The following is a 21,960-nucleotide window of genomic DNA, read 5'->3' as shown; positions in this document are numbered from 1 at the left end:
GTCACGTTTGGCTGGCTACGTACTGTGTCAGGGCACTAACGGAACTTTCGTTCCAGCAGCAACATGTCGCCCATACCCTGCAAAGACGTAACCTCTCGGTCACCATACGCGAAGATCTCTGAATGGTAACAGTCCGGTAACGGCGGTAGGGGTGCCTTCCGGATGTTCCAAACCGGGTTCCACCTGCGGAGATCACCACGCTATGTTCCTTGCTATCCCTTTACTGACGCATGGGACGCAGGTTGCGACCCACGACAGAGCAAGGAGCAGTTCCCTTGAAGCGCATTCTCATCCCCGCCGGTGGTGCCGTTCTCGCCACCGGTCTTCTGGCCGCCGGCCTCGCCGGTACGGCTCAGGCCGACAGCGACGTCGCCAAGGACAACATGGCGACCAGCGCGGCCAACGCGAAGGCCATCGCGAGCTTCTGGGCCGACAACAACGGCGCTGCCCTTAAGGCCGCCAAGCAGTCCGACGTCTGGACCAAGTCCGACGTCGCCAAGCTGCAGAGCAAGGGCGGCTACAGCTCGGACACCAAGCCGGGTTCGACCGCTCCGATCGGCCAGGAGAAGAAGTCCTCGTCGAAGACGCAGAACGTCAACTTCCCGAAGACCATCGGTAAGGTGTTCTTCGTCAACAGCAAGGGCGAGAAGAAGTGGTGCTCCGCCACTTCGATCCAGTCGAAGTACCGCAACCTGGTCGCCACGGCCGGTCACTGCGTGTACGACACCGCGACGAACTCCGCCACCATGGACAAGTGGGTCTTCGTCCCGGGTTACTACCAGGGCAAGTCCCCGTGGGGCATCTACGTCGGTAAGACCGCCTTCACCCACTACGACTTCGACGTGTACGAGGACTACGACCGCGACTACGCGTTCGTGACCGTGTACAACGGCGTCAAGCTCGGCGAGGGTCAGGGCAAGAAGGTCACCAAGGACGAGTGGGACAAGTTCCAGGGCGTCAAGACCGCCAAGGACGAGGAGATCAGCGCTTCTGAGTACCAGAAGTGCAAGGACTACCACGGCGGCGAGACCCCGGACTGCTGGGCCAAGGCCAGCACCGTCGGCGACCCGGTCGGCCCGGACTACCCCGGTGCCGTGAAGGTCCTGAAGGAAGTCTCCAAGGACCAGTACACCGCTGCTCCGACCGGCAAGAAGAACGGTTCCAAGGCTGTCAAGGCCACGGTCACCGAGTTCGTCACCGAGTCCGAGTACAAGGCCTACAAGGGCCCGGGCTACCAGAAGATCGACTCCAGGGGTAACTTCACCATCACCCACTACTTCCTCAAGTACTGGGTGAAGAAGTCCACTTCGGTGAAGTACTACAGGACGAACTTCTACATCATCGAGGACTTCGCCAAGGACGCCGGTCGCCTCGGCGACAACGTGGGTGGCCAGGGCTTCGCCTGGAACCAGCCCACCGGCAAGGCCGTCCGCGTGTTCGGTTACCCGGCCGCTCCTCACCCCGACGGCAACAAGGCCTACACCGGCATTACTCCGAAGTGGTGCTACGGCAACACCACGAAGAAGCTGGTCGGCTCGAAGGCCAAGAAGATCGAGGAGCACGTCGCCCTCAAGTGCGCCATGACCGAGGGCGCCGACGGTGGCCCGTGGCTGTACAAGTACAGCAACGCCAAGCGTCTCGGCTACGTGAACGGTGTCATCAGCACCTTCAACGACCAGGACGGCAACGGCCGCGTTGACTACATCTCGTCGCCGTACTTCGACGGCGAGACCAACACCGTCTACAAGGCCGCTGCGGCCTCGTGGTCCGGCAAGGTCGTCTAAGTAACCCATAGCGACCGGCCCTAAACCGTTCGTCAGGCGTTACCAGCAAGGGGCTCGGCATCTGCCGGGCCCCTTCGCGTTTTCCGGCCCAGAAGTGAAGGCATTTGGACGCATGGGACCGCCAGATGGTGCCATGCATGCGTTGTGATCTGTGTCACATAGGTTCGTCGGCCTTGGTCCGCGTGGCCTTCGCGCCTCACCGGCCACACTGACAACGCACTTATGTTGATCAGGGCAAACGATGACAAGGTGAGCTTCGCTCAGCTCCTGCGGTTCGGCCAGTTAAACATCACGAAATGATCACGCCCGACTTGTCGCAGCTTTTCCTACCAAAGCGGCTACCGGTCACCAAGATCGACACTGTATGTTCCTGGCTATCCCTTTACTGACGCATGGGACGCAAGAGGCGTTCCACGACAGCGCAAGGAGTCATTGTGAAGCGCATCCTCATCCCGGCTGGTGGCGTGGTTCTGGCCACCGGTCTGCTGGCTGCCGGCCTGGCCGGCACCGCTCAGGCCGCCGACCAGACCGTCGCCAGCGACGCTCTGGCGGCGAACGCCCAGAAGGCGGCCGAGACGCTCGAGTTCTGGACCAAGTCCAACAACGCTGCCCTCAAGGGTGCCGTGGCGTTCAGCCCCGACTCCCTCGAGGTCAAGAAGATCCAGAGCAGCGGCGGTTATTCCGCGGACACCAAGCCCGGTTCGACCGCGCCGATCGGCGAGGAGACGAAGTCCTCCTCCAAGACCCAGAACGTCAACTTCCCGAAGTCCATCGGTAAGGTGTTCTTCGAGGGTCGCGACGGCAAGCTGTACTGGTGCTCGGGCACCTCGATCCAGTCGAAGTACCGCAACCTGGTCGCCACGGCCGGTCACTGCGTGTACGACATCAAGGCCAACCAGGAGACCGTGTCTCGCTGGGTCTTCGTCCCCGGTTACTACCAGGGCAAGGCTCCTTGGGGCGTCTACGTGGGTAAGCAGGCCTTCACCCACTACGACTTCGACGTGTACGAGGACTTCGACCGCGACTACGCGTTCGTCACCGTCTACGACGGCATCGGCGGGTCGCTGAACAAGCCGAAGCAGGTCAAGAAGGACGAGTACGACGCCTACAAGGGCGAGAAGTTCACCAAGGACATTCCGATCTCCGCGGCGGACTACGAGAAGTGCAAGGACTACCACGGCGGCGAGACGCCGGACTGCTGGGCCAAGGCCAACGTCTCCAAGGACCTGGTCGGCCCGGACTACCCCGGCGCCGTGAAGGCTCTGCAGGAAGTCTCCAGGGACAAGTACCTTGCCGCTCCCAGCGGAAAGACGAACGGTTCCAAGGCTCCCGGCGCCACGGTGACCGAGTTCGTCACCGAGTCCGAGTACAAGGCCTACAAGGGCCCGGGCTACCAGAAGATCGACTCTGCGGGTAACTTCACCATCACCCACTACTTCCTCAAGTACTGGGTGAAGGAGTCGAGCTCGGTCCAGTACTTCCGGACTGAGTTCTTCGTCGTGGTTCACGAGGTCAAGAGCGTTGGCAAGCTCGGCGACAACGTGGGCGGCCAGGGCTTCGCGTGGAACCAGGCGCCCGGCCAGACGGTCCGGACGTTCGGTTACCCGCAGGGCACGCACCCCGACGGCAACAAGGCCTACACGGGCGTTACGCCGAAGTGGTGCTACGGCAAGACCAGCAAGAACAGCTACAAGATCGCCCAGTACCGGGTCGAGGAGCAGGTGGCGCTGAAGTGCGCCGTCACCGGTGGCTACGCCGGTGGCCCGTGGCTGGCCAAGTACAGCAACGCGAAGCGCCTCGGCTACGTGAACGGTGTCACCAGCCTGATCGTCGACAGCGACGACAACAAGCGCTACGACACCATCACCTCGGCGTACTTCGACGGTGAGGCCAACACGGTCTACAAGGCCGCTGCGGCCGCGTGGTCCGGCAAGCTCATCCCGTAGTTCGCTGCGGACCCCGAACGAGGACTCGTCTTCGTTCACCAGCATGACCAGAGGGCTCGGCATCCAGCCGGGCCCTCTGCCCATTTTCAGCGTAAAAACCGTGATTCCCCTTACAAGAGTGACTCAAGGGTCGATAGGGTTCTTACGCCCGTTTTGACAACTGTGGAGCCTCCCGTGAAGCGCCTGCTCATCCCCCTAGCCGCCGCCGGCCTGAGCGCCGTGACCCTTGCCGCGCCCGCCAGCGCCCAGCCGCACTGGGCGTCCGACGACCTCCAGCCCAAGCCCGCCGACGCTTACGGCGCCGCCTTCTTCTGGCTCGACTCCAACGGAGCCGCGCTGAAGAAGGCCACCCAGTACACCCTGGACACCAAGTCCGTGCCGAAGATGGTGACGTCGGGCGGCAGCGGCACCACGGACAACGGCAAGCCCGGGAGCACCGCCCCCACCGGCACGACCAAGAGTTCCGCCAAGGTCTCGAACATCAACCTGCCCAAGACCGTCGGGAAGGTCTTCTTCCTCGACAAGTCCGGCCGCTACCGCTGGTGTACGGCCACGTCCATCCAGTCCAGGAACCGCAACCTGGTCGCCACCGCCGGGCACTGCGTGTTCGAGAACGGCAAGGACGACGTCTACGACAAGTGGATCTTCGTTCCGGGTTACTACCAGGGCAAGGCCCCCTGGGGCGTCTACGTCGGCGCGTACGCCTTCACCGCGTACGACCTCGACACCTACGACGACTACGACGGCGACTACGCCTTCGTAGCCGTGCACAACGGCTTCGGCCTCGGCCCGGAAAAGCAGGTGTCCAAGGCCCAGTACGACAAGTGGCTGGGCGACAAGTGGGCCAAGGACGTGGCGATCACCCAGGCCGAGTACACCAAGTGCGTCGACCTGCACGGCGGCGAGACGCCCGACTGCTGGGCCAAGCTCTCTACCAACGCCGATGTCGTCGGGCCCGACTACCCGAACAAGAAGCGCGCGTTCAAGGAAGTCACCAAGGAGCAGTACAGCAAGGCTCCGTCAGGAAACGGCAACGGTGCCAAGGAGCCGCTCAAGACGGTCGTCGACAACGTCACGAAGTCGCAGTACGAGTCCTACAAGGGCCCGGGCTACCAGAAGATCGATGCCCTCGGCAACTACACGATCACCCACTACTTCCTCGGATACTGGGTGAAGGAGACCACGAAGACGCAGTACTTCAAGACGGTCTTCACCGTGGGCATCGCCAGGGACATGGGCCGGCTCGGCGACACCGTCGGCGGTCAGGGCTTCGCCTGGAACCAGCCGCTGAACCAGACGGTCATGGCCTTCGGCTACCCCTCCGCCCCGCACCCCGACGGCGACAAGCCCTTCACGGGCGTGACGCCGAAGCACTGCTACGGCAAGACCGGCACCAAGACGACGCAGGTCAACATGTTCAGGGTCGACACGCACCAGACGCTCAAGTGCTCGATGACCCCTGGCGCCGACGGCGGCCCGTGGCTCATGAAGTACAGCAACGCCAAGCGCGTGGGCTACGTCAACGGCGTGACGAGCATGTTCCACGACACCGACAAGAACGGCCGGATCGACCACATCAGCTCGGCTGTCTTCGACAGTGAGACGGCCGACGTGTACAACAAGGCCAACTACGCGACCACCAAGAAGATCGTCGGCCCGAACGGCGAGCTTCTCAAGTAAGAAGCACAGCGCGACGGCCCGGATCGCCCGTGAGGGCGGTCCGGGCCGTTCCGTGTCCGGATGGCACGGGGAGAACGGCGGGTTCAGACGGCGGTGGACAGCTCGCGCTCGCGCAGCGCCCGCACGGGCCGCTCGTTGCGGTAGGGCTTCAGGCGCCGCCGGAGGTCGTCGGCGTAGGAGCGGGACCTGGCCGACTGCAGCTCGCCCGACAACGCCAGCGCACCCGAGGCGACCTGGCAGGCCTCCTCCAGCTCGCCCGACTGCAGCAGGCCGGCGGCCAGCAGCGACAGGTTGAACATCCGCCCTCGCACGTAGCGGGAGTCCATGTCGAGCGAGCGGTGCGCGTGGCGGACGACCTGCTCGCCCTCCCCCAGATCGCGAAAGCAGTGGGCGAACTTGGCCGACAGGTAGGCCTCGTCGAAGTAGCTCAGCCACGGGGGCTCGTCGGCGGGCCTGCGGGCGTCGAAGGCGCGCTCCGCCTCGTTGAGCGAGGCGGAGCAGGAGCGGGTGTCGCCCATGCCGGCGTGGGCGTGGGCCTCCAGGACCTGGGAGGAGGCCAGCAGGGTCTTGACGCCGGCGTTGCGGGCCGCCATCTGGGCGGCCCTGGCCAGGTCGAGTGCGTGCGCCGGCTGGCCCATGTAGATGGCCTGGTGGGCCATGCCGGCCAGGATCTCGCCGCCCAGGGTCTGGTCGTCGGCGCCCCTGGCCAGGCGCAGGGCCTGGATGAGGTAGCGCTGGGCTAGGCCGTGCTGCTCCATGTCGTAGGCCATCCACCCGGCCAGCCGGGTCAGCTCGGCGGCCGCGGAGGCCAGCTGCCTGCCGGTGGCGTCGTCGTAGGAGCCGTCCTTGAGCAGCGGCGAGACGGCGCTGTCGAGGTATCTCACCACGGACGCGCGGACGCGGCCGCTGCCGAAGCGGTTGTCGAGCTCACCGAACGATCGGGTGACCTCGCGGATGGCGACGATGTCCGCGCGGCCCACCCGCCGCGCGCCCATGCCGCTCGGGCGTCCCTCGGTGGGGGACGTCAGCCAGCGTATGGCTCCTACGGAGCCGGCTCCGATCGCGAATGTCGAGTCGATCAGGAACCTTCGTCGCTCTACATCCGCACGCCATAGCGCCGTCACGGTCGCGACCCCCTCCTGCCAGGTGTGCGTGAACTCCTGTCCGAGATCGAGGGGGGAGATGGCCGGCATGCCCAGGTCGTCAGAGGTGACCCGTCTGCCCAGCCGTAGCGCGAAGATCTCGGTGAGCAGACTCGGCACGGGATCGCGCGGCTTCTGGCCGCTGATCCAGCGCAGCACGGAACTGTGGTCGTACTTGAGGCCTGGTGTCCCGCGTGCGGCACCCAGATCGTTGAGACGTCTGGCCAGTCCCTTATGGGAGAACCCCGCCTCCGCGATGAGTTGCTGCAGCAGACGGTTAGGCTCGCGTTCCATCGCTCTCCTCGTTGCAGGAGCCGGCGCCCACAATCTTTACAGAGAGCTACAGTTATAGCACCTAGCGTAAAAAGAATATGGCAGTTCGCTGACCTCGACCAGACTTCGTGCCACACCCGGCCCGTCGGCGACCCCCTCCTCCTGGAGAGGATCGCCACTACCCGCCGTCGCGGTAGATGACCGCGGCAACAAGAGAGCGGGGGCCGGCGGGCCCCCGCTCAGAAGAGATGCCGCAGGTCAGACGCGGGCGACGCCGTCGGCGCGGGCCTGGGCGGCCACGGCGGCCGTCACGGCGGGGGCGACCCGGTCGTCGAACGGGCTCGGGATGACGTACGTCGCCGACAGGTCGTCACTGACGACGGTCGCGAGCGCGGTGGCCGCGGCCACCTTCATGTTCTCCGTGATGGTCGTGGCGCGCACGTCGAGGGCGCCGCGGAAGACGCCGGGGAAGGCCAGCACGTTGTTGATCTGGTTGGGGTGGTCGGAGCGCCCGGTGGCGACGACGGCGACGTGTCTGGCGGCCACGTCGGGCTCGACCTCGGGCGTCGGGTTCGACAGGGCGAACACGACGGCCTCGGGAGCCATGGACGCGATGGCCTGCTCCGACACCGTCGACCCCGACAGCCCGATGAACACGTCGGCGCCCGCGAGGGCGTCCTCCGTCGACCCGGTGTGCCCGGCCCGGTTGGTCTGGCGGGCGAGCGCCTCCTTGACCGGGTTGAGGCCCTCCCGGCCCTCGTAGATCATGCCCTTGGAGTCGGCGACGGCGATGTCACCGACACCCGCCTCCAGGAGGATCTTGGTGACCGCGACGCCGGAGGCGCCCGCGCCGGCCACCACGGCGCGCAGGTCGCCGAGCGCGCGGCCGGTCAGGCGGGCGGCGTTCTGGAGCGCGGCGAGCACCACGATGGCGGTGCCGTGCTGGTCGTCGTGGAAGACGGGGATGTCGAGCAGGTCGCGCAGCCGGTCTTCGACCTCGAAGCAGCGCGGGGCGCTGATGTCCTCCAGGTTGATGCCGCCGAACGAGGGCGCGAGCCGCACGACGGTCTCGACGAGCGCGTCGACGTCGGTGCAGTCGAGGCAGATCGGCACGGCGTCGACGCCGGCGAACTCCTTGAACAGCAGGGCCTTGCCCTCCATGACCGGCATGGCGGCCGAGGGGCCGATGTCGCCCAGGCCGAGCACGGCGGTGCCGTCGGAGACGACGGCGACCACGTTGGGGACCCAGGTGTAGTCGCCGGCCAGGGCGGGATTCTCGGCGATCGCGGTGCAGACCCTGGCGACGCCGGGCGTGTAGGCCAGCGACAGGTCATCGGCGTCACGGACGGGAACGGTGGAACGGACCTCGAGCTTGCCCCCGCGATGCAGCGCGAAAGCAGGATCGGCGTCGAGCGTGTCAAGAGAAGAAGATGCGGGCGTGGCAGCCACAACGACCCCTGTGTTGATCGGTAGCGGAAGAGACCTTCGGCGGACGAGCGCGAGCGGGCTGGCCTCGGTAGCTGCCAGGATCCCCTCGTCGGTCGTCTCGGAGGGGTGTACGGGGGTGACCCGTGTGCCCATCTTGCCACATGGTGAGATGGTGTCGGCGCCGACGCCGTTCCGTTGACGCATCGTTAAATCACAGATGACGTACCTGCACAAAACCCCATTTAAACTGCACAAAACGCAAGTTTCGTGGCTTTTCACTCCTAGGAGGCCGTTCATGGCCCTCAGCCTCAAAGGCCGCCGTGGCTACGCCGCCGGCGCGCTCGCCCTGACCGCCGCTCTCGCGCTGACAGCTTGCGGCAGCGAATCCGGCTCGAGCTCCGGCACCACGAGCGCCAGCGCCTCCGCGGCCGGTGGCGCCCAGCTCGTCCAGCCGGGCAAGCTCACCGTCTGCACCAACATCCCGTACGAACCCTTCCAGTTCAAGGACGACACCGGCAAGATCGTCGGGTTCGACGTGGACATCGTCGACCTCGCCGCGAAGAAGCTCGGCGTGGAGCAGAACATCGTGGACATCGACTTCGCGGTGATCAAGAGCGGTGCCGCCATGGCCGCCAAGAAGTGCGACGTGGCCGCCGCCGGCATGACCATCACCCCGGAGCGCAAGCAGAACATCACCTTCTCCGACCCGTACTTCGACGCCACGCAGGCGCTACTGGCCAAGAAGGGCACGGGCGCCACGTCGCTGGAGGACGTCAAGGCCAAGGGGCTCAAGCTGGGCGCGCAGGCCAGCACCACCGGCCTCTCCTACGTCAAGGAAAAGGGCCACAACCCGACCGAGTACGCCGACTCGGCCAAGGAACTGCTCGCCCTGCAGGCCGGCCAGGCCGACGTGATCGTCCAGGACCTGCCTGTCGTGCTCACCTGGCTGAAGAAGCCGGAGGTCGCGGCCAAGTTCGAGATGATCTCCAGCCTCGACACCGGCGAGCAGTACGGCATCGGCCTGAAGAAGGACGCCGACCCGGTGCTCCTCAAGACGATCAACGACGAGCTCGCCAAGGCCAAGCAGGACGGCACGTACGAGAAGATCTTCGTGAAGTGGTTCGACAAGAAGCCGGGCGAGCTGAGCTGATCCATGGCCGACCAGCCGACGACGGCTGAGCCTGTCCGCGCCAGGCTCAGCCCCCGGAAAAAACAGCAGATCAGCCGCGGTATCCAGTACGCCATCCTGGTCGTGGCGCTCGTCGCCGTGGCGCTGTACGCCGACTGGGGCAGCCTCGCCGAGAATTTCGCCAAGGTCCAGGTGGCCGAGCAGGCGCTGCCCGACCTCTTCACCATCGCGCTGCGCAACACGATCATCTACGCCGTCGGAGGGTTCCTCTTCGCGTTCGTGCTGGGCCTGGTGCTCGCGCTCATGCGCCTCTCCCAGGTCAAGCCCTACCGATGGATCGCGATCCTCTACATCGAGATCTTCCGCGGCCTGCCCGCGCTGCTGATCTTCCTGATGATCACCTTCCTGCCGCTGGCGCTGCCCGGGTTCGAGGTACCGTTCGGCACCTACGGCCAGGGCATCCTCGGGCTCGGCCTGGTCGGAGCCGCCTACCAGGCGGAGGTGTTCCGCGCCGGGCTGCAGGCCGTGCCCAAGGGGCAGACCGAGGCCGCCAGGTCGCTGGGCATGTCGGCGACCAGGGCACAGGTCACGGTGGTGATCCCCCAGGCCGTGCGCATGGTCATCCCGCCGACGACCAACCAGTTCGTCTCCCTGCTCAAGGACTCGTCGCTGGTGTTGTTCCTGGGCGTCTCCGGCGAATATGTCGAGCTGGCCAAGTTCGGCAACGACCTGGCCTCCCAGTACGCCAACGCCACGCCCATCATGGTGGCGGGCTTGACGTACCTGATCGTCACGATCCCGCTGGGATACCTCGCGTCCCGGCTGGAGGGACGTAAGGGGAGGAACCGATGACGCACGCCATCGAGCTCAAGGACCTGCACAAATACTTCGGCAAGAACCAAGTGCTCAAGGGCATCGACATGACGGTCGAGCCCGGGCAGGTGGTCTGCGTGATCGGCCCCTCGGGATCGGGCAAGTCCACCCTGCTGCGCTGCGTCAACCTGCTGGAGCAGCCCACCAAGGGCAAGGTGTTCGTGGAGGGCACCGAGGTCACCGACCCCGACGTCGACATCGACGCCGTACGACGCCGCATCGGCATGGTCTTCCAGCAGTTCAACCTCTTCCCCCACATGACCGCGCTGCAGAACGTGATGATCGCCCAGCAGCGGGTGCTGAAGCGCGGCAAGCGCGAGGCCGAGGTCGCCGCCAGGGAGAACCTCGACAAGGTCGGCGTCGGCGAGAAGTGCGACTCGCTGCCCGGCCAGCTCTCGGGCGGGCAGCAGCAGCGGGTGGCCATCGCGAGGGCGCTGGCCATGGACCCCAGCCTGATGTTGTTCGACGAGCCGACCTCGGCGCTCGACCCCGAACTGGTCGGCGACGTGCTGACCGTCATGCGCAAGCTGGCCGAGGAGGGGATGACCATGCTCGTGGTCACCCACGAGATGGGCTTCGCCCGCGAGGTGGCCGACCGGGTGGTGTTCATGGACGGCGGCGTGGTCGTCGAGGACGGCCCTCCGTCGCAGGTCATCGGCGACCCGCGGCACGAGCGCACCCAGGCGTTCCTGCACCGGGTGCTGCACCCCGAGGGATAGCCGCGACCGGCGGGGCGTCTCCCCGAGCCGCCCCGCCGGCCCGCCGGCCATGGTGTAATGAACCAGGATGGACCTGACCTCTTACGCCGAGTGGGCTGTCCGGCTGGCCGACGATCCCGCCCCGCCGCCCGACCTCGCCCGCCTGCGCGACGAGCTGGCCGCCGTGTTCGACGCGGCCGGCGACGACCGGCGGGTGGTCGCGCTGCTCAACACCCTGCTCGTGCGCTATCCCGTACGCCCCCAGCTCTCCGACCACGAGGGCCGGCCCTGGCATCTCCACCTGGCCGACGACTACGCCGCCTGCGCCGTGATGGGCCTGGCCGCGGTCGTGGCCGAGCTGGGCGTCGACCGGCTCGGCCGGTGCCTCGACCCGCGCTGCGGCAAGGCGTTCCTCGACACCTCCTCCAACCGCTCGCGCCGCTACTGCTCGGCCCGCTGCGCCAGCCGCGCGAACGTGGCCGCCTTCCGCGCCCGCCGCAGGAACGCCTCCTGACTCACCGCACCGGCGAGCGTGCCCGGCGCCCCAACGGCCAGTAGCGCAGCACCACCCGGCCGACGATGTCGTGAACGGGGCCGAAGTCCCAGCTGTCGCGCCGGCCACTGGCCCGCTGGTTGTCGCTCTCCAGCCACCAGCCGTCCGCCCCGTGCCACTGCGCCCGTTTCACGATGAGGCGTTCGGGGTCGCCGGGGAGCCTGGCCACCACGAGGTCCCCCGGTCGCACGGTCGCGCCGCGCCGGACGAGAAGCCAGTCTCCCGGCGCCAGCGCCGGACGCATCGAATCGCCTTCGACACGCACTCTCATGGGCTGCGACCCCCTACTCCACGGGCACTGGGACCCGAGTAAGGTCGGTTGTGGACCAAGCTGATTCAGCATCAAGGAAGGACTTTCCGATGCTCGCACGACTGCTACGACCCAAGCATGTCGCATCCGCACACTGCGACCTGCCCTGCGGGGTCTACGACCCCGCCCAGGCCCGCATCGAGGCCGAGTCGGTCAAGGCGATCATGGAGAAGTACGCGGCCAACGAGGACCCGGTCTTCCGGGCCCGCGCGGTGACCATCAAGGAGGAGCGCGCGGAGCTGGTCAAGCACCACCTCTGGGTGCTCTGGACCGACTACTTCAAGCCGCCGCACCTCGAGCAGTACCCTCAGCTTCACCAGCTGTTCTGGGACGCGACAAAGCTCGCGGGCGCCGCCGGCGCCAAGGGCACGGTCGACGTCGGCAAGGCCGAGGATCTGCTGGGCAAGATCGACGAGATCTCCAAGATCTTCTGGGAGACCAAGGCCGCCTAAAACGGCACCTAAGGCTCTGTGCGGTCAGCGGCCGCACAGAGCCTTTTCCATTGATGGCGAGTCTGAAGCGTCCAAGCACCGCTCGGGGGCGGTAAGTTGCAGTTGGCGTCGGATACACGGTGGGTCGCGGTCAGCGGCCCGCCACGTGGCGGTTCCCACGTACGCGAGGAGGAACGTGACCGAGGAAACCGAGACCCGCGCGGAGGGCGTGGCCGGCATCCGCGACGTGGTGAGCATCAGGCTCCCCGCCGCTAGTGCCTACCTGTCCGTGCTGCGCACGGCCACCGCCGGGCTCGCGGCGCGGCTCGACTTCACGCTGGACGAGATCGAGGATCTGCGGATCGCGGTCGACGAGGCGTGCGCCATGCTGCTGAGCGAGGCGGTGCCCGGCACCGACCTGACCGCCGAGTTCGAGCTGACCGGCCAGGAGATGCAGGTCAGGGTCGAGGTGACGACCGTCGGCAGCTCCGCTCCCAAGCGTGACGACTTCGCCTGGATGGTGCTGACGGCCCTGGCCGATGACGTGGACGCCGTGGCACCTTCCCAGAGCTTCCCCGATCGCATGGCGATCGTCCTGCGTAAGCGCCGAGGCGCGGCCCAGAGAACGGCGGGGCCGGCGTGACGGAAAGGACTGGAGCCATGGCCACCAGCGAACACGCCGTGCCCGACAGGGTCCGTGCCCGCAGGCTCTTCGCCGAGCTGGCCGAGCTGGGTCCTGAGGAGCCGCGCCGCCAGCGCATCAGGGACGAGCTGGTCGAGCTCCACCTTCCTCTGGTGGAATACCTGGCGCGCCGCTTCCGCAACAGGGGCGAGTGGCTCGACGACCTCACCCAGGTCGCCACCATCGGCCTGATCAAGTCGATCGACCGGTTCGACCTCAACCGGGGCGTCGAGTTCTCCACCTACGCGACGCCCACGATCGTCGGCGAGATCAAGCGGCACTTCCGCGACAAGGGCTGGGCGGTGCGCGTGCCGCGCCGCCTGCAGGAGCTGAAGCTCTCGCTCACCAAGGCCATCAGCGATCTGTCGCAGCGCGAGGGCCGGGCGCCGACCGTGTCCGAGCTGGCCTCCTACCTGAAAATGACCGAGGAGGAGGTGCTCGAGGGCCTCGAGTCGGCCAACGCCTACTCGACCGTGTCGCTCGACGCCCCCGACTCCGGCGACGACGACGCTCCCGCGGTGTCCGACTCCCTCGGCATCGTCGACGAGTCGCTCGAGGGCGTCGAATATCGCGAGTCGCTCAAACCACTGCTGGAGCGGCTGCCTCCGCGGGAGAAACGGATCTTGCTGCTGCGCTTCTTCGGCAACATGACGCAGTCGCAGATCGCCACCGAGCTGGGCATCTCGCAGATGCACGTCTCGCGCCTGCTCGCCCGCACGCTGGCCCAGCTGCGCGAGGGCCTGACCGCCGACGACTAACCGTCTCCATAGAGAGCATGAGTGGTGGGGGGCGCCAGCAGGGTCACGAGCCCTGTCACGGCGACCACGATCAGCGGGATGCCGAGCTGCGGCTGGTCCGACCGGATGAGCGTGACGGCGATGACCAACATGAAGATCTGCGTCAGCACGGCCGGTGACCTCCCCCACCGTTCCATCCTGAACAGACCGCCCCAGGCCACCCAGAGCAGCCCGGCGGCCACCAGCAGCGCGAACCCCGACTCCGCAAGGGCCGTCGTCACGTTGGCCGGTGCTCCCGTCAGCGTCTGCACCGCGACGAGCACGCCGAGCGCCAGCGCGACGAGCCCTTCCAGGGCGACGACGGCGGCGGCGATGAGAAGGGTAAGCGGGCGACCGTTCACGCCCGTACCCTACCGCCCGGGCCGTACGGTCCGAGAAATAGGACGTTAGGCCCACAAAGCGGACGCGCTTAACCGGCTACGCTGGCGATATGCGCGCCATGCTGCTGGTCAACCCCAAGGCCACCACCACCAACGCTCGCACGCGTGACGTGCTGATCCGCGCGCTCGGCGCGGCCGTCGACCTCGCCGTCGAGGAGACCCGCTACCGCGGCCACGCGGCTTCGCTGGCGTCCACGGCACGGGCCAAGGGCTACGACCTGGTGGCGGTGCTCGGAGGCGACGGCACGATCAACGAGACCGTCAACGGCCTGCTGAACCCGGTGGACGGCGAGCCCGCGGGGGACGACCCCAGCGCCGGCCGCCCCGGCCTGATCGTCATCCCCGGTGGCAGCGCGAACGTCTTCGCCCGTGCCCTGGGGCTGCCGAACGATCCGGTCGAGTCGACGGGCGCGGTGCTGGAGGCGCTCAGGGAGGGGCGGCGCAGGACCGTGGGGCTGGGGCAGGCCCTCTGGGAGGGGCAGAGCCGCTACTTCACCTTCTGCTCGGGCATGGGATATGACGCGGAGGTTGTGCGGGCCGTGGAGGGCCTGAGAGGCGCCGGCAGGAAGGCTACCCCCGCGCGGTATGTGAACACGGCTCTGCGGCACTATCTGGCCACGGACAAGCGGCATCCGGCGATGACGCTGACCGGCCCCGGCATCCCGGCCGCCGAGGGGGTGTTCATGGCGATCATCTCCAACACCTCGCCGTGGACGTACGTCGGCACGCGGCCCGTGACGCCCACCCCGTGGGCCTCCTTCGAGACCGGGCTCGATCTGCTCGGGCTGCGGCGCATGAGTCCGATCGCGCTCGCGCCGGTGATCCAGCAGATTCTCACGGAGAGTGACGTCCTTCCGTCGGGCCGGCACCTCGTCCAGCTGCACGACGAGCCCGAGTTCACGCTCACCGCGGGCCGCCCGGTGGCCTTCGAGCTGGACGGCGACTACCTGGGCGAACGCGAAACCGTGACGTTCCGGTCCACGCCGAACGCGTTACAGGTTCTGGTCTAGCTGGTTACATTCGGTCATTGTGTGACGCATCCGACATCCATAACAGCCAAAACTTCGCGTCAACCCTCTTGCGTGCACTAAAAGTGACTGAAAGGCTCAACACTGACGTCGGAACGTAGGACCTTTCACCACCCCGAGGTCCTCCGGGCGTCAAGCGGGCGACCCCGGTCCTCAACAGGATCCCGGGTGATCGTTCGCGCGAGTTAGTGAAACTCTTCACAAAGTAGTAGCCGCACGGAGCCGACCTAGAGGCTCCATCTACTAAGGAGTGACGCATGGACTGGCGCCACCGAGCTGCCTGCCGTGACGTGGACCCCGAGCTGTTCTTCCCGATCGGCAACACCGGCCCGGCCCTCCTGCAGATCGAGGAGGCCAAGCAGGTCTGCCGGTCCTGTCCGGCCGTCGAGGCCTGCCTGAAGTGGGCGCTGGAGTCCGGACAGGACGCCGGCGTCTGGGGCGGACTGAGCGAGGACGAGCGCCGCGCCCTCAAGCGCCGCTCCGCCCGCGCCCGCGCCCGGCTCTCCGCCTGACCCGATCACACCCCCTGCTCCGGTGCGTCCGCACAGGATGTGCCCGCCGGCGGCTCGGACGCGGATTCGCCCGGGTCAGGCCGGCGGGAGCGGGATCGACATCACCACCTCCGTGCCGCCTTCCAGCCGCGGCTGGATCGACAGCCGGCCCGACAGCTCCCCCACCACGAGCGTGCGTACGATCTGCAGCCCCAGGCTGGTGGAGCTGTCGAGGTCGAAATCGCTGGGCAGCCCGCCCCCGTCGTCCCAGACCGTGAGGTTGAGCCGGTCGGGCCCCGGCTCGACCACCACCTCCAGCCGCTTGGGCCTCCCATGTTGCAACGCGTTCTGCAACAACTCGGTCAGCGCCATGGCCAGCGGCGTGGCGATGAGCGACGGCAGCACGCCGAAGCCTCCGACGCGCCGCGGTGTCACGGCCACCTCCGCCGCCGACACCTCGCCCGCCATCGCGATCACCCGGTCGGCGATCTCGTCGAAGTCGACGAACTCCTCCGGCGCATGAGAGAGCGTCTCGTGCACGATCGCGATCGACCCGACCCTGCGTACCGCCTCCTCGAGCGCCTCCCTGCCCTCCGGCACCTGCAGCCGCCTGGCCTGCAGCCGGAGCAGGGCGGCGACGGTCTGCAGGTTGTTCTTCACCCGGTGGTGGATCTCCCGGATCGTGGCGTCCTTGGTCATCAGCTCGCGCTCGCGCCGGCGCAGCTCCGTGACGTCCCTGATGAGCACCAGCGCGCCGATGCGGCCGCCGCCCACGATCAGCGGGATGGCTCTGAGCTGCACGATCGTGCCGCCGGACTCGACCTCGGTGCCCTTCGCCGCCCGCCCGCTGGCCACGATCATGAGATCTTCGTTGATGGGCTCGTCGGAATAGCACAACTGCGCGGTGACCCGCCCCAGCTCCGCCCCCACCAGGTCGGCGTGCAGGCCCAGCCGCCGGTAGGCGGACAGGGCGTTGGGCGAGGCGTACGTGACGCGCCCCGCCCGGTCGAGCCTGAGCAGGCCGTCGCCCACGCGTGGCGAGCGGACCAGGATCGGCTCGTCGCCGGAGAACGGGAACCGCCCCTCCGCCACCATCTGCGCCAGGTCGGAGGCGCTCTGGAGGTAGGTCAGCTCCAGCCGGGAGGGCGTGCGGGCCGAGGAGAGGTTGGTGGAGCGCTGGATCACCGCGAGGAAGCGGGCCTCACCACCCTCGACGGCGCGCCGCACGGGGATCGTCTCCTCCCTGACGGGCACACCGGTGGACCAGTCAGGATCTCCCTCACGGCAGATGCGGCGTTCGTTCCAGGCGGTGTCGATGAGGTAGCGCTCGCCCTTGGCCGCCACGGTGCCGACGATGTCGTCGTGGTAGACGGTCGGGCCGGTCGTCGGCCGCATCTGGGCGATCGCGATCCAGCCGTTCTCCCCCAGCAGCGGCGCCCACAGGATGAGGTCGGCGAAGGACAGGTCGGCCAGCAACTGCCAGTCGGAGACCAGCGAGTGCAGCCAGTCGAGATCCGCCTCGTCCAGCGCTGTGTGGCGGGCTACGAGGTCGCTCAGTGTCGGCACGAGTGCATCATGCGTGCTTTCCCCCGCAACAGCCAAACCGGCCATCGGGCGGCGGGCCCGCTGAGGTGGGCGTTTGACCGCGTAGCCGGTACTCGGGCGCAACTCCGTACGAGTGCGGGCGTACTGCGCCTTACTCGCACAGTGCCGACACCGTGCCCTCTGATGACCGTTTCATGAAATCTCATATGGTGAGAAGCGTCACACAGCCGACACCGCCCAGCTCCAGGAAAAGGGCTGCGCGCCACCAGCCGGAGGTGATCCGCACGGGCGGGTGGTTCCTCCGCGACACGGCTCGCGGACCGGCCTCGGTTGCGATCGCGCACATCGCTGTGGATATCCTTCACCATCAACCTGAGCAGCCCGGATCCGTGCGTGCCAGCTGTCGTACGCGCTCGGCGCCGGTCGGCGGCTCCGGCCCGCGGTTGACCGCTCGGGCCGAAGTGAGTTCCGATGATCTCGCGGTGACCAGACACGCCCTCACCGCCGTGGCAGAAGTGAAGGTGAGAGCGTGACCGACGACAGCCCCCGCGTTCCGAAGTACTACGACGTGAAACGGAGCCTGCTCGAGCTCACCAAGAGCCTCTCGCCCGGCACCGCCCTGCCGCCCGAGCGCACGCTCGCCGTACGCTTCGAGACCTCCCGCACCACGGTCCGGCAGGCGCTGACCGAGCTGGTGGTGGAGGGCAGGCTGCTGCGCATCCAGGGCAAGGGCACGTTCGTGGCCCAGCCGAAGGTGGCCCAGGTGCTCCAGCTCACCTCCTACATCGGCGACCTGCGCACGGCCGGCCTGGAGCCCGACACCAAGATCCTGGAGATCGGCTACATCACCGCCGACGAGGCCCTGGCCCGGCGCCTGGCCATCAACCCCGGCGGGCGCGTGCTGCGCATCCACCGCCTCAGGCTGGCCAACGGCGAGCCGGTCTCCATCGACACGACCCACCTGTCCGCGCGCCGCTTCCCCCGGCTGCGGCGCGAGCTGGAGGTGCACGCGTCGCTGTACGAGACCCTGCACAACGCCTACAACGTGCGGCTCACCGACGCCGAGGAGATCATCGAGACCGTGCTGGCCACCCCCTACGACGCCAAGGCCCTGGGCGTCGACGTCGGCCTGCCGATGCTGCTGCTCACGCGCCACGCCTTCGACGCCGACGGCAACCCCGTCGAGTGGGCCCAGTCGCTCTATCGCGGCGACCGGTACAAGTTCGTCACGCGCCTGCGCCGTCCGTGAAGAACCTCATGCGTTACGGCAGGCCCCCCTGCCCGGACCCGCCGACGCCGGCTCGCCTCCGTCGAGCGCCGGTCGTGAGGGCTCACGGGGCACTCGCCGTGACGAGCGCGCCGCGGGCCGTGTTCTTCGCTGACTCCTAGGCTGACGTCCATGAGCATTCTCGTCGTCACCGGCACCGGCTCCGGGGTGGGCAAGACCGTGTCGACGGCAGCCGTGGCCGTGTTGTCGCTGGCGCGCGGGGCAGCGACCGCCGTGGTCAAGCCCGCCCAGACCGGCGTGACCCCCGGTGAGCCGGGCGACGTCGACCACGTGATCCGGCTGTCCGGGGTGACCACCACCTTCGAGCTGCGCCGGTTCACCGACCCACTCTCCCCCGCCGCCGCGGCGAGGGCGGCAGGCATGCCGCCCGTGTCGCTGGCCGGGGCCGCCGAACTGGTGCGAGAGCTGGGTGAGAGCAACCGGCTGGTGGTCGTTGAGGGCACCGGAGGGCTGCTGGAGCGCTTCGACGAGGACGGCGCCACCGTAGCCGACCTCGCGCGCGCCCTCAACGCTCAGGTGCTCGTCGTGACCGGGGCCGGGGGCGCCGCGGTCAACCACACCGCGCTCACCCTGGAGGCGCTGGCCCATCGCGGGCTCGACCTGGCCGGCCTGGTCATCGGCCGGTGGCCGCGGCGGCCGGGGACGGCCGCGCGCAGCGGCGTGGCCGACCTGGAGATGCTGGCCGCGCGGCCGCTGGCCGGAGCGCTGCCCGACGGCGCGGGCGACCTGGACAGGCAGGCGTTCGCCGAGGTGGCGCGGAAAGGGCTGGGCGCCACGCTGGGCGGCACGTTCGACCCCGCGGCCTTCCGGAGGCAGGTCCTCTGACACGGGTTCCGATGGTGGGGCTAACCCCACCACGCACCAGCACACCAGGCCTATTTCGCGGCTCCCCCGCCGGTCAATACCGTTGAGGCATGACAGTCCCCCGTCCGTGGTCGGCACGGGCCTGGCTCGACACGGCTCACGTCATGACCGGCCTGCCGGTCGCCGTGCTGCTCGGCGGGCTGACGGTCCTGCTGGCCGTGGTCCCTCGCCTGCTGTGGCGGGCTCTGCCGTGGTTCACGCGGGTGCAGTGCTCCCGGTTCGCGGCGTTCCAGGGGGTGCGCATCCCGCCCACACCGCCCCTGGCGGGATGGCGGAGCCCCACGGCGTGGCGGCAGATCGCCTACCACCTGCTGTCGCCGTTCGTGGGCGCCGCCGCGGCGTTCCTGGTGGCCGTGGTGTGGGGCGGATCGTTCGTGGGGCTGCTGTCGTTCCTGCCGCCGCAGCTGGAGCCCCCGCCCATGGTGTTCGAGTTCGACCTGCGCGACGAGCGCGTGCTGGGGATCTTCATGGGGGTGGGGCTCGCGCTGCTCGTCCTCGCTCCCTTCCTGGCGCGCGGCATGGCGGCACTCGACCTGCTGGTGGCGCGTACGCTCCTCGGGCCCAGCCGCTCGGAGCTGGGGCAGCGGATCGAGACGCTGACCGAGAGCCGGGCCGGTGTCATCGACGCGGCCGACGCCGAGCGCCGCAGGATCGAGCGTGACCTGCACGATGGCGCGCAGCAGCGGCTGGTCTCGCTCGCCATGAACCTCGGCCTGGCCAGGGCCACCCTGACCGACCTGCCCGAGCCGGCCCGCCAGGCGATCGAGCAGGCTCACGAGGAGGCCAAGCAGGCGCTCAAGGAGCTGCGCGACTTCGTCAGAGGGCTGCACCCGGCCGTGCTCAACGACCAGGGCCTGGACGCGGCGCTGTCCGGAGTCGCCGCCCGCGCGCCCGTGCCGGTCAAACTCCGGGTCGACATCGAGCGGCGTACGAGTCCGACCATCGAGGCGGTGGCGTTCTTCATCGTGTCCGAAGCACTGACCAACATCGCCAAACACGCCTCGGCCACCAAGGCCGAGGTGAACGTGCGGCGCGAGCGCGACCGCCTGCACGTGGAGGTCTACGACGACGGCTGCGGCGGCGCCGCACTGGACGGCGGCACCGGGCTGCGCGGCCTGGCCCAGCGGATCGACGCGGTCGACGGGTCGCTCCGGTTGTCCAGCCCGCTGGGGGGCCCGACGACGATCGAGGTGGAACTGCCGTGCGAGTAGTGCTGGCCGAAGACTCCGTGCTGCTGCGAGAGGGCCTGATCCGGCTCCTCGACGCCTCCGGCATGGACGTGGTGGCGGCCGTGGACGAGGCCGAGGGGCTGCTGCGGGCGGCCGAGGAACACCGGCCCGAGCTGGTCATCACCGACGTCAGGATGCCGCCCACGCACACCGACGAGGGGCTGCGGGCCGCGCTCCTTCTGCGCCGCCAGCAGCCGGGCCTCGCGGTCCTCGTGCTCTCCCAGTACGTCGAGGAGCGCTACGCCGCCCAACTGCTGGCCTCGGCCGCGACCGGCGGCGTCGGCTACCTCCTCAAGGACCGGGTGGCCGACGTGGCCGAGTTCATCGACGCGCTGCGCAGGGTGGCCTCCGGCGGCACCGCCCTCGACCCCGAGGTGGTCGCCCAGTTGCTGCTACGCGGCAACAGCGACCCGCTGGAGCGCCTGACGCCGCGCGAGCACGAGGTGCTCCAGCTGATGGCGGAAGGCCGTTCTAACGCGGGCATCGGCCAGGCGTTGGTGCTCAGTGAAGGGGCGGTCGGCAAGCACATCGGCAACATCTTCACCAAGCTCGACCTGTCGCCCGCCGAGGGCGACCACCGGCGGGTGCTCGCCGTGCTGCGCTTCCTCAGGATCAGGAGCCTGCCATGAGAGCGGCCTGGCTGGTCGTGGGCGCGCTGACGACCACGGTGGCGCTGCTGGTGTCCACGACGGTGCTCTGGCGCACGTTCGCCAGGGCCAGGACGCCCGAGGAGGTTACATCACGGTCGATTCCGTTCACCGAGCGCAGGATCCAGATCAACGCCGCCAGGGGCGACGTCGACGTGGCCATCCTGCCGGGCAACGCCGGCGAGCTGCTCATCTCCAGGTCCCTGCGGTGGACCCGCGACCGGCCCGCCGTCACGGAGGACTGGGACGCGCGTACGAGCACTCTGCGGCTCGAGGCCGTCTGCCCCGGCGCCGACCAGCCGGACGGCCCTCTCTGCAGGGCCGACTACCTGCTCTTCGTGCCGCCCGAGACCGACATCGAGGCCGGCACGACCGGTGGCATGCTCAGCGTCGACAACGTGTACGGCGACGTGCGCCTGACCTCCGTCACCGGCGACGTGAGCGTCGACGACGTCGCCGGCTCCCTCTGGGCCAGGGTCGGCACCGGCAGCGTCCGCGCCGACACGCTCAACGCCGAGGAGGCCGATGTGGAGGTCGGGGCGGGCAACGTGAGCCTGTCGTTCGCCAACCCGCCGGCGACCGTGAAGGCCGTCGTCAGGACGTCCGGCGACGTGCAGGTGCACGTACGCGAGGGCTCGTACGACGTCTCGGTGGTCGCCCGCAACAGCACCCTGAACATCGGCAGGGACCCCAGCTCGCCGCGGAAGATCACCGCGAGGGCGCCGGACGGCACCGTCACCCTGTGCTGCCGCTGAAGATCAC

22 protein-coding genes are annotated in these 21,960 nt (G+C 68.2%); 17 read left to right on the top strand and 5 right to left on the bottom strand.

Going from position 1 to position 21,960, the window contains the following annotated elements:
* Nucleotides 1-275: 275 nt before the first annotated feature.
* The 3 genes from ABGB01_RS18450 (at nucleotide 276) to ABGB01_RS18440 (ending at nucleotide 5,410) form a co-directional block, all read left to right on the top strand.
* The gene (locus tag ABGB01_RS18450) at nucleotides 276-1,784 is read left to right on the top strand and encodes a hypothetical protein (protein ID WP_347774672.1); all 1,509 of its coding nucleotides are present in this window, start codon (nucleotides 276-278) and stop codon (nucleotides 1,782-1,784) included.
* A 434-nt stretch (nucleotides 1,785-2,218) separates the two neighbouring features.
* Complete coding sequence (locus tag ABGB01_RS18445; protein ID WP_347774671.1) at nucleotides 2,219-3,730, top strand: hypothetical protein; 1,512 nt, start codon at nucleotides 2,219-2,221, stop codon at nucleotides 3,728-3,730.
* A gap of 174 nt (nucleotides 3,731-3,904) precedes the next feature.
* Nucleotides 3,905-5,410: a hypothetical protein gene (locus ABGB01_RS18440; RefSeq protein WP_347774670.1), complete on the top strand. Its 1,506-nt coding sequence runs from the start codon at nucleotides 3,905-3,907 to the stop codon at nucleotides 5,408-5,410.
* A gap of 83 nt (nucleotides 5,411-5,493) precedes the next feature.
* Here the strand turns inward: ABGB01_RS18440 and ABGB01_RS18435 are convergent, their stop codons facing one another.
* Both ABGB01_RS18435 and ABGB01_RS18430 read right to left on the bottom strand, forming a co-directional pair.
* Nucleotides 5,494-6,846, bottom strand: a complete 1,353-nt coding sequence (locus tag ABGB01_RS18435; RefSeq protein WP_347774669.1) for a hypothetical protein — start codon at nucleotides 6,844-6,846, stop codon at nucleotides 5,494-5,496.
* Between the two features lie 237 nt (nucleotides 6,847-7,083).
* Nucleotides 7,084-8,274 (bottom strand): NADP-dependent malic enzyme, encoded by a 1,191-nt coding sequence (locus ABGB01_RS18430; RefSeq protein WP_347774667.1) that lies wholly within the window; start codon nucleotides 8,272-8,274, stop codon nucleotides 7,084-7,086.
* 274 nt (nucleotides 8,275-8,548) lie between these two features.
* On the opposite strand from ABGB01_RS18430, the gene ABGB01_RS18425 reads away from it, so the two are divergent.
* The 4 genes from ABGB01_RS18425 (at nucleotide 8,549) to ABGB01_RS18410 (ending at nucleotide 11,467) form a co-directional block, all read left to right on the top strand.
* Complete coding sequence (locus ABGB01_RS18425; protein WP_347774666.1) at nucleotides 8,549-9,403, top strand: ABC transporter substrate-binding protein; 855 nt, start codon at nucleotides 8,549-8,551, stop codon at nucleotides 9,401-9,403.
* A 3-nt stretch (nucleotides 9,404-9,406) separates the two neighbouring features.
* Nucleotides 9,407-10,234, top strand: coding sequence for an amino acid ABC transporter permease (locus ABGB01_RS18420; protein WP_347774665.1), 828 nt, complete (start codon nucleotides 9,407-9,409; stop codon nucleotides 10,232-10,234).
* Nucleotides 10,231-10,974, top strand: a complete 744-nt coding sequence (locus tag ABGB01_RS18415; protein WP_347774664.1) for an amino acid ABC transporter ATP-binding protein — start codon at nucleotides 10,231-10,233, stop codon at nucleotides 10,972-10,974. The genes ABGB01_RS18420 and ABGB01_RS18415 overlap by 4 nt, the downstream gene beginning before the upstream one ends.
* 67 nt (nucleotides 10,975-11,041) lie before the next feature.
* Nucleotides 11,042-11,467, top strand: coding sequence for a CGNR zinc finger domain-containing protein (locus ABGB01_RS18410; RefSeq protein WP_347774663.1), 426 nt, complete (start codon nucleotides 11,042-11,044; stop codon nucleotides 11,465-11,467).
* 1 nt (nucleotide 11,468) lies between these two features.
* Here ABGB01_RS18410 and ABGB01_RS18405 read toward each other — a convergent pair whose 3' ends face one another.
* Nucleotides 11,469-11,849, bottom strand: coding sequence for a S24 family peptidase (locus tag ABGB01_RS18405; RefSeq protein WP_347774662.1), 381 nt, complete (start codon nucleotides 11,847-11,849; stop codon nucleotides 11,469-11,471).
* Nucleotides 11,850-11,866: 17 nt separating this feature from the next.
* Here ABGB01_RS18405 and sodN point away from each other — a divergent pair, with 17 nt between their 5' ends.
* The 3 genes from sodN to ABGB01_RS18390 all read left to right on the top strand — a co-directional run bounded on the left by sodN (nucleotide 11,867) and on the right by ABGB01_RS18390 (nucleotide 13,687).
* The gene (gene sodN, locus ABGB01_RS18400) at nucleotides 11,867-12,268 is read left to right on the top strand and encodes a superoxide dismutase, Ni (RefSeq protein WP_132331356.1); all 402 of its coding nucleotides are present in this window, start codon (nucleotides 11,867-11,869) and stop codon (nucleotides 12,266-12,268) included.
* Between the two features lie 175 nt (nucleotides 12,269-12,443).
* Complete coding sequence (locus ABGB01_RS18395; protein ID WP_347774660.1) at nucleotides 12,444-12,890, top strand: anti-sigma factor; 447 nt, start codon at nucleotides 12,444-12,446, stop codon at nucleotides 12,888-12,890.
* Nucleotides 12,891-12,907: 17 nt separating this feature from the next.
* Nucleotides 12,908-13,687, top strand: a complete 780-nt coding sequence (locus ABGB01_RS18390; RefSeq protein ID WP_171055307.1) for an RNA polymerase sigma factor SigF — start codon at nucleotides 12,908-12,910, stop codon at nucleotides 13,685-13,687.
* On the opposite strand, the gene ABGB01_RS18385 is transcribed toward ABGB01_RS18390, so the two are convergent.
* On the bottom strand, nucleotides 13,684-14,067 hold the full coding sequence (locus ABGB01_RS18385; RefSeq protein WP_347774659.1) for a hypothetical protein: 384 nt from the start codon (nucleotides 14,065-14,067) through the stop codon (nucleotides 13,684-13,686). The two genes, ABGB01_RS18390 and ABGB01_RS18385, sit on opposite strands and share 4 nt — an antisense overlap.
* An 89-nt stretch (nucleotides 14,068-14,156) precedes the next feature.
* Between ABGB01_RS18385 and ABGB01_RS18380 the strand changes: the two genes are divergently transcribed.
* Nucleotides 14,157-15,116, top strand: a complete 960-nt coding sequence (locus ABGB01_RS18380) for a diacylglycerol kinase family protein (protein WP_347774658.1) — start codon at nucleotides 14,157-14,159, stop codon at nucleotides 15,114-15,116.
* A gap of 275 nt (nucleotides 15,117-15,391) precedes the next feature.
* Entirely contained in the window at nucleotides 15,392-15,646 is a 255-nt protein-coding gene (locus ABGB01_RS18375) for a WhiB family transcriptional regulator (protein ID WP_347624499.1), read from the top strand.
* 75 nt (nucleotides 15,647-15,721) lie between these two features.
* Here ABGB01_RS18375 and ABGB01_RS18370 read toward each other — a convergent pair whose 3' ends face one another.
* On the bottom strand, nucleotides 15,722-17,191 hold the full coding sequence (locus ABGB01_RS18370; RefSeq protein WP_347774656.1) for a histidine kinase N-terminal domain-containing protein: 1,470 nt from the start codon (nucleotides 17,189-17,191) through the stop codon (nucleotides 15,722-15,724).
* Between the two features lie 508 nt (nucleotides 17,192-17,699).
* Here ABGB01_RS18370 and ABGB01_RS18365 point away from each other — a divergent pair.
* The 5 genes from ABGB01_RS18365 (at nucleotide 17,700) to ABGB01_RS18345 (ending at nucleotide 21,953) form a co-directional block, all read left to right on the top strand.
* Nucleotides 17,700-18,419 (top strand): GntR family transcriptional regulator, encoded by a 720-nt coding sequence (locus tag ABGB01_RS18365; RefSeq protein WP_347624501.1) that lies wholly within the window; start codon nucleotides 17,700-17,702, stop codon nucleotides 18,417-18,419.
* A 150-nt stretch (nucleotides 18,420-18,569) separates the two neighbouring features.
* Entirely contained in the window at nucleotides 18,570-19,283 is a 714-nt protein-coding gene (bioD, locus tag ABGB01_RS18360; protein ID WP_347774655.1) for a dethiobiotin synthase, read from the top strand.
* Nucleotides 19,284-19,372: 89 nt separating this feature from the next.
* Entirely contained in the window at nucleotides 19,373-20,533 is a 1,161-nt protein-coding gene (locus ABGB01_RS18355; RefSeq protein WP_347774654.1) for a histidine kinase, read from the top strand.
* The gene (locus tag ABGB01_RS18350; RefSeq protein ID WP_347624504.1) at nucleotides 20,524-21,180 is read left to right on the top strand and encodes a response regulator transcription factor; all 657 of its coding nucleotides are present in this window, start codon (nucleotides 20,524-20,526) and stop codon (nucleotides 21,178-21,180) included. Before ABGB01_RS18355 ends, ABGB01_RS18350 begins: the two co-directional genes overlap by 10 nt.
* Nucleotides 21,177-21,953: a hypothetical protein gene (locus ABGB01_RS18345; protein ID WP_347774653.1), complete on the top strand. Its 777-nt coding sequence runs from the start codon at nucleotides 21,177-21,179 to the stop codon at nucleotides 21,951-21,953. The genes ABGB01_RS18350 and ABGB01_RS18345 overlap by 4 nt, the downstream gene beginning before the upstream one ends.
* Nucleotides 21,954-21,960 lie beyond the last annotated feature (7 nt).

This window comes from Nonomuraea sp. B5E05 (assembly GCF_039880665.1).
Classification (GTDB): Bacteria; Actinomycetota; Actinomycetes; order Streptosporangiales; family Streptosporangiaceae; genus Nonomuraea.
The sequence above is the reverse complement of the archived record's forward strand: the minus strand, read 5'-3'. Positions and strand labels throughout refer to the sequence as shown.

Coding starts and splice junctions, on each gene's coding strand:
- ABGB01_RS18435 (WP_347774669.1), bottom strand. CDS start 6,846: ATGGAACGCGAGCCTAACCGTCTGCTGCAGCAACTCATCGCGGAGGCG.
- ABGB01_RS18425 (WP_347774666.1), top strand. CDS start 8,549: ATGGCCCTCAGCCTCAAAGGCCGCCGTGGCTACGCCGCCGGCGCGCTC.
- ABGB01_RS18420 (WP_347774665.1), top strand. CDS start 9,407: ATGGCCGACCAGCCGACGACGGCTGAGCCTGTCCGCGCCAGGCTCAGC.
- ABGB01_RS18415 (WP_347774664.1), top strand. CDS start 10,231: ATGACGCACGCCATCGAGCTCAAGGACCTGCACAAATACTTCGGCAAG.
- ABGB01_RS18410 (WP_347774663.1), top strand. CDS start 11,042: ATGGACCTGACCTCTTACGCCGAGTGGGCTGTCCGGCTGGCCGACGAT.
- ABGB01_RS18405 (WP_347774662.1), bottom strand. CDS start 11,849: ATGCTGAATCAGCTTGGTCCACAACCGACCTTACTCGGGTCCCAGTGC.
- sodN (WP_132331356.1), top strand. CDS start 11,867: ATGCTCGCACGACTGCTACGACCCAAGCATGTCGCATCCGCACACTGC.
- ABGB01_RS18390 (WP_171055307.1), top strand. CDS start 12,908: ATGGCCACCAGCGAACACGCCGTGCCCGACAGGGTCCGTGCCCGCAGG.
- ABGB01_RS18380 (WP_347774658.1), top strand. CDS start 14,157: ATGCGCGCCATGCTGCTGGTCAACCCCAAGGCCACCACCACCAACGCT.
- ABGB01_RS18375 (WP_347624499.1), top strand. CDS start 15,392: ATGGACTGGCGCCACCGAGCTGCCTGCCGTGACGTGGACCCCGAGCTG.
- bioD (WP_347774655.1), top strand. CDS start 18,570: ATGAGCATTCTCGTCGTCACCGGCACCGGCTCCGGGGTGGGCAAGACC.
- ABGB01_RS18355 (WP_347774654.1), top strand. CDS start 19,373: ATGACAGTCCCCCGTCCGTGGTCGGCACGGGCCTGGCTCGACACGGCT.
- ABGB01_RS18345 (WP_347774653.1), top strand. CDS start 21,177: ATGAGAGCGGCCTGGCTGGTCGTGGGCGCGCTGACGACCACGGTGGCG.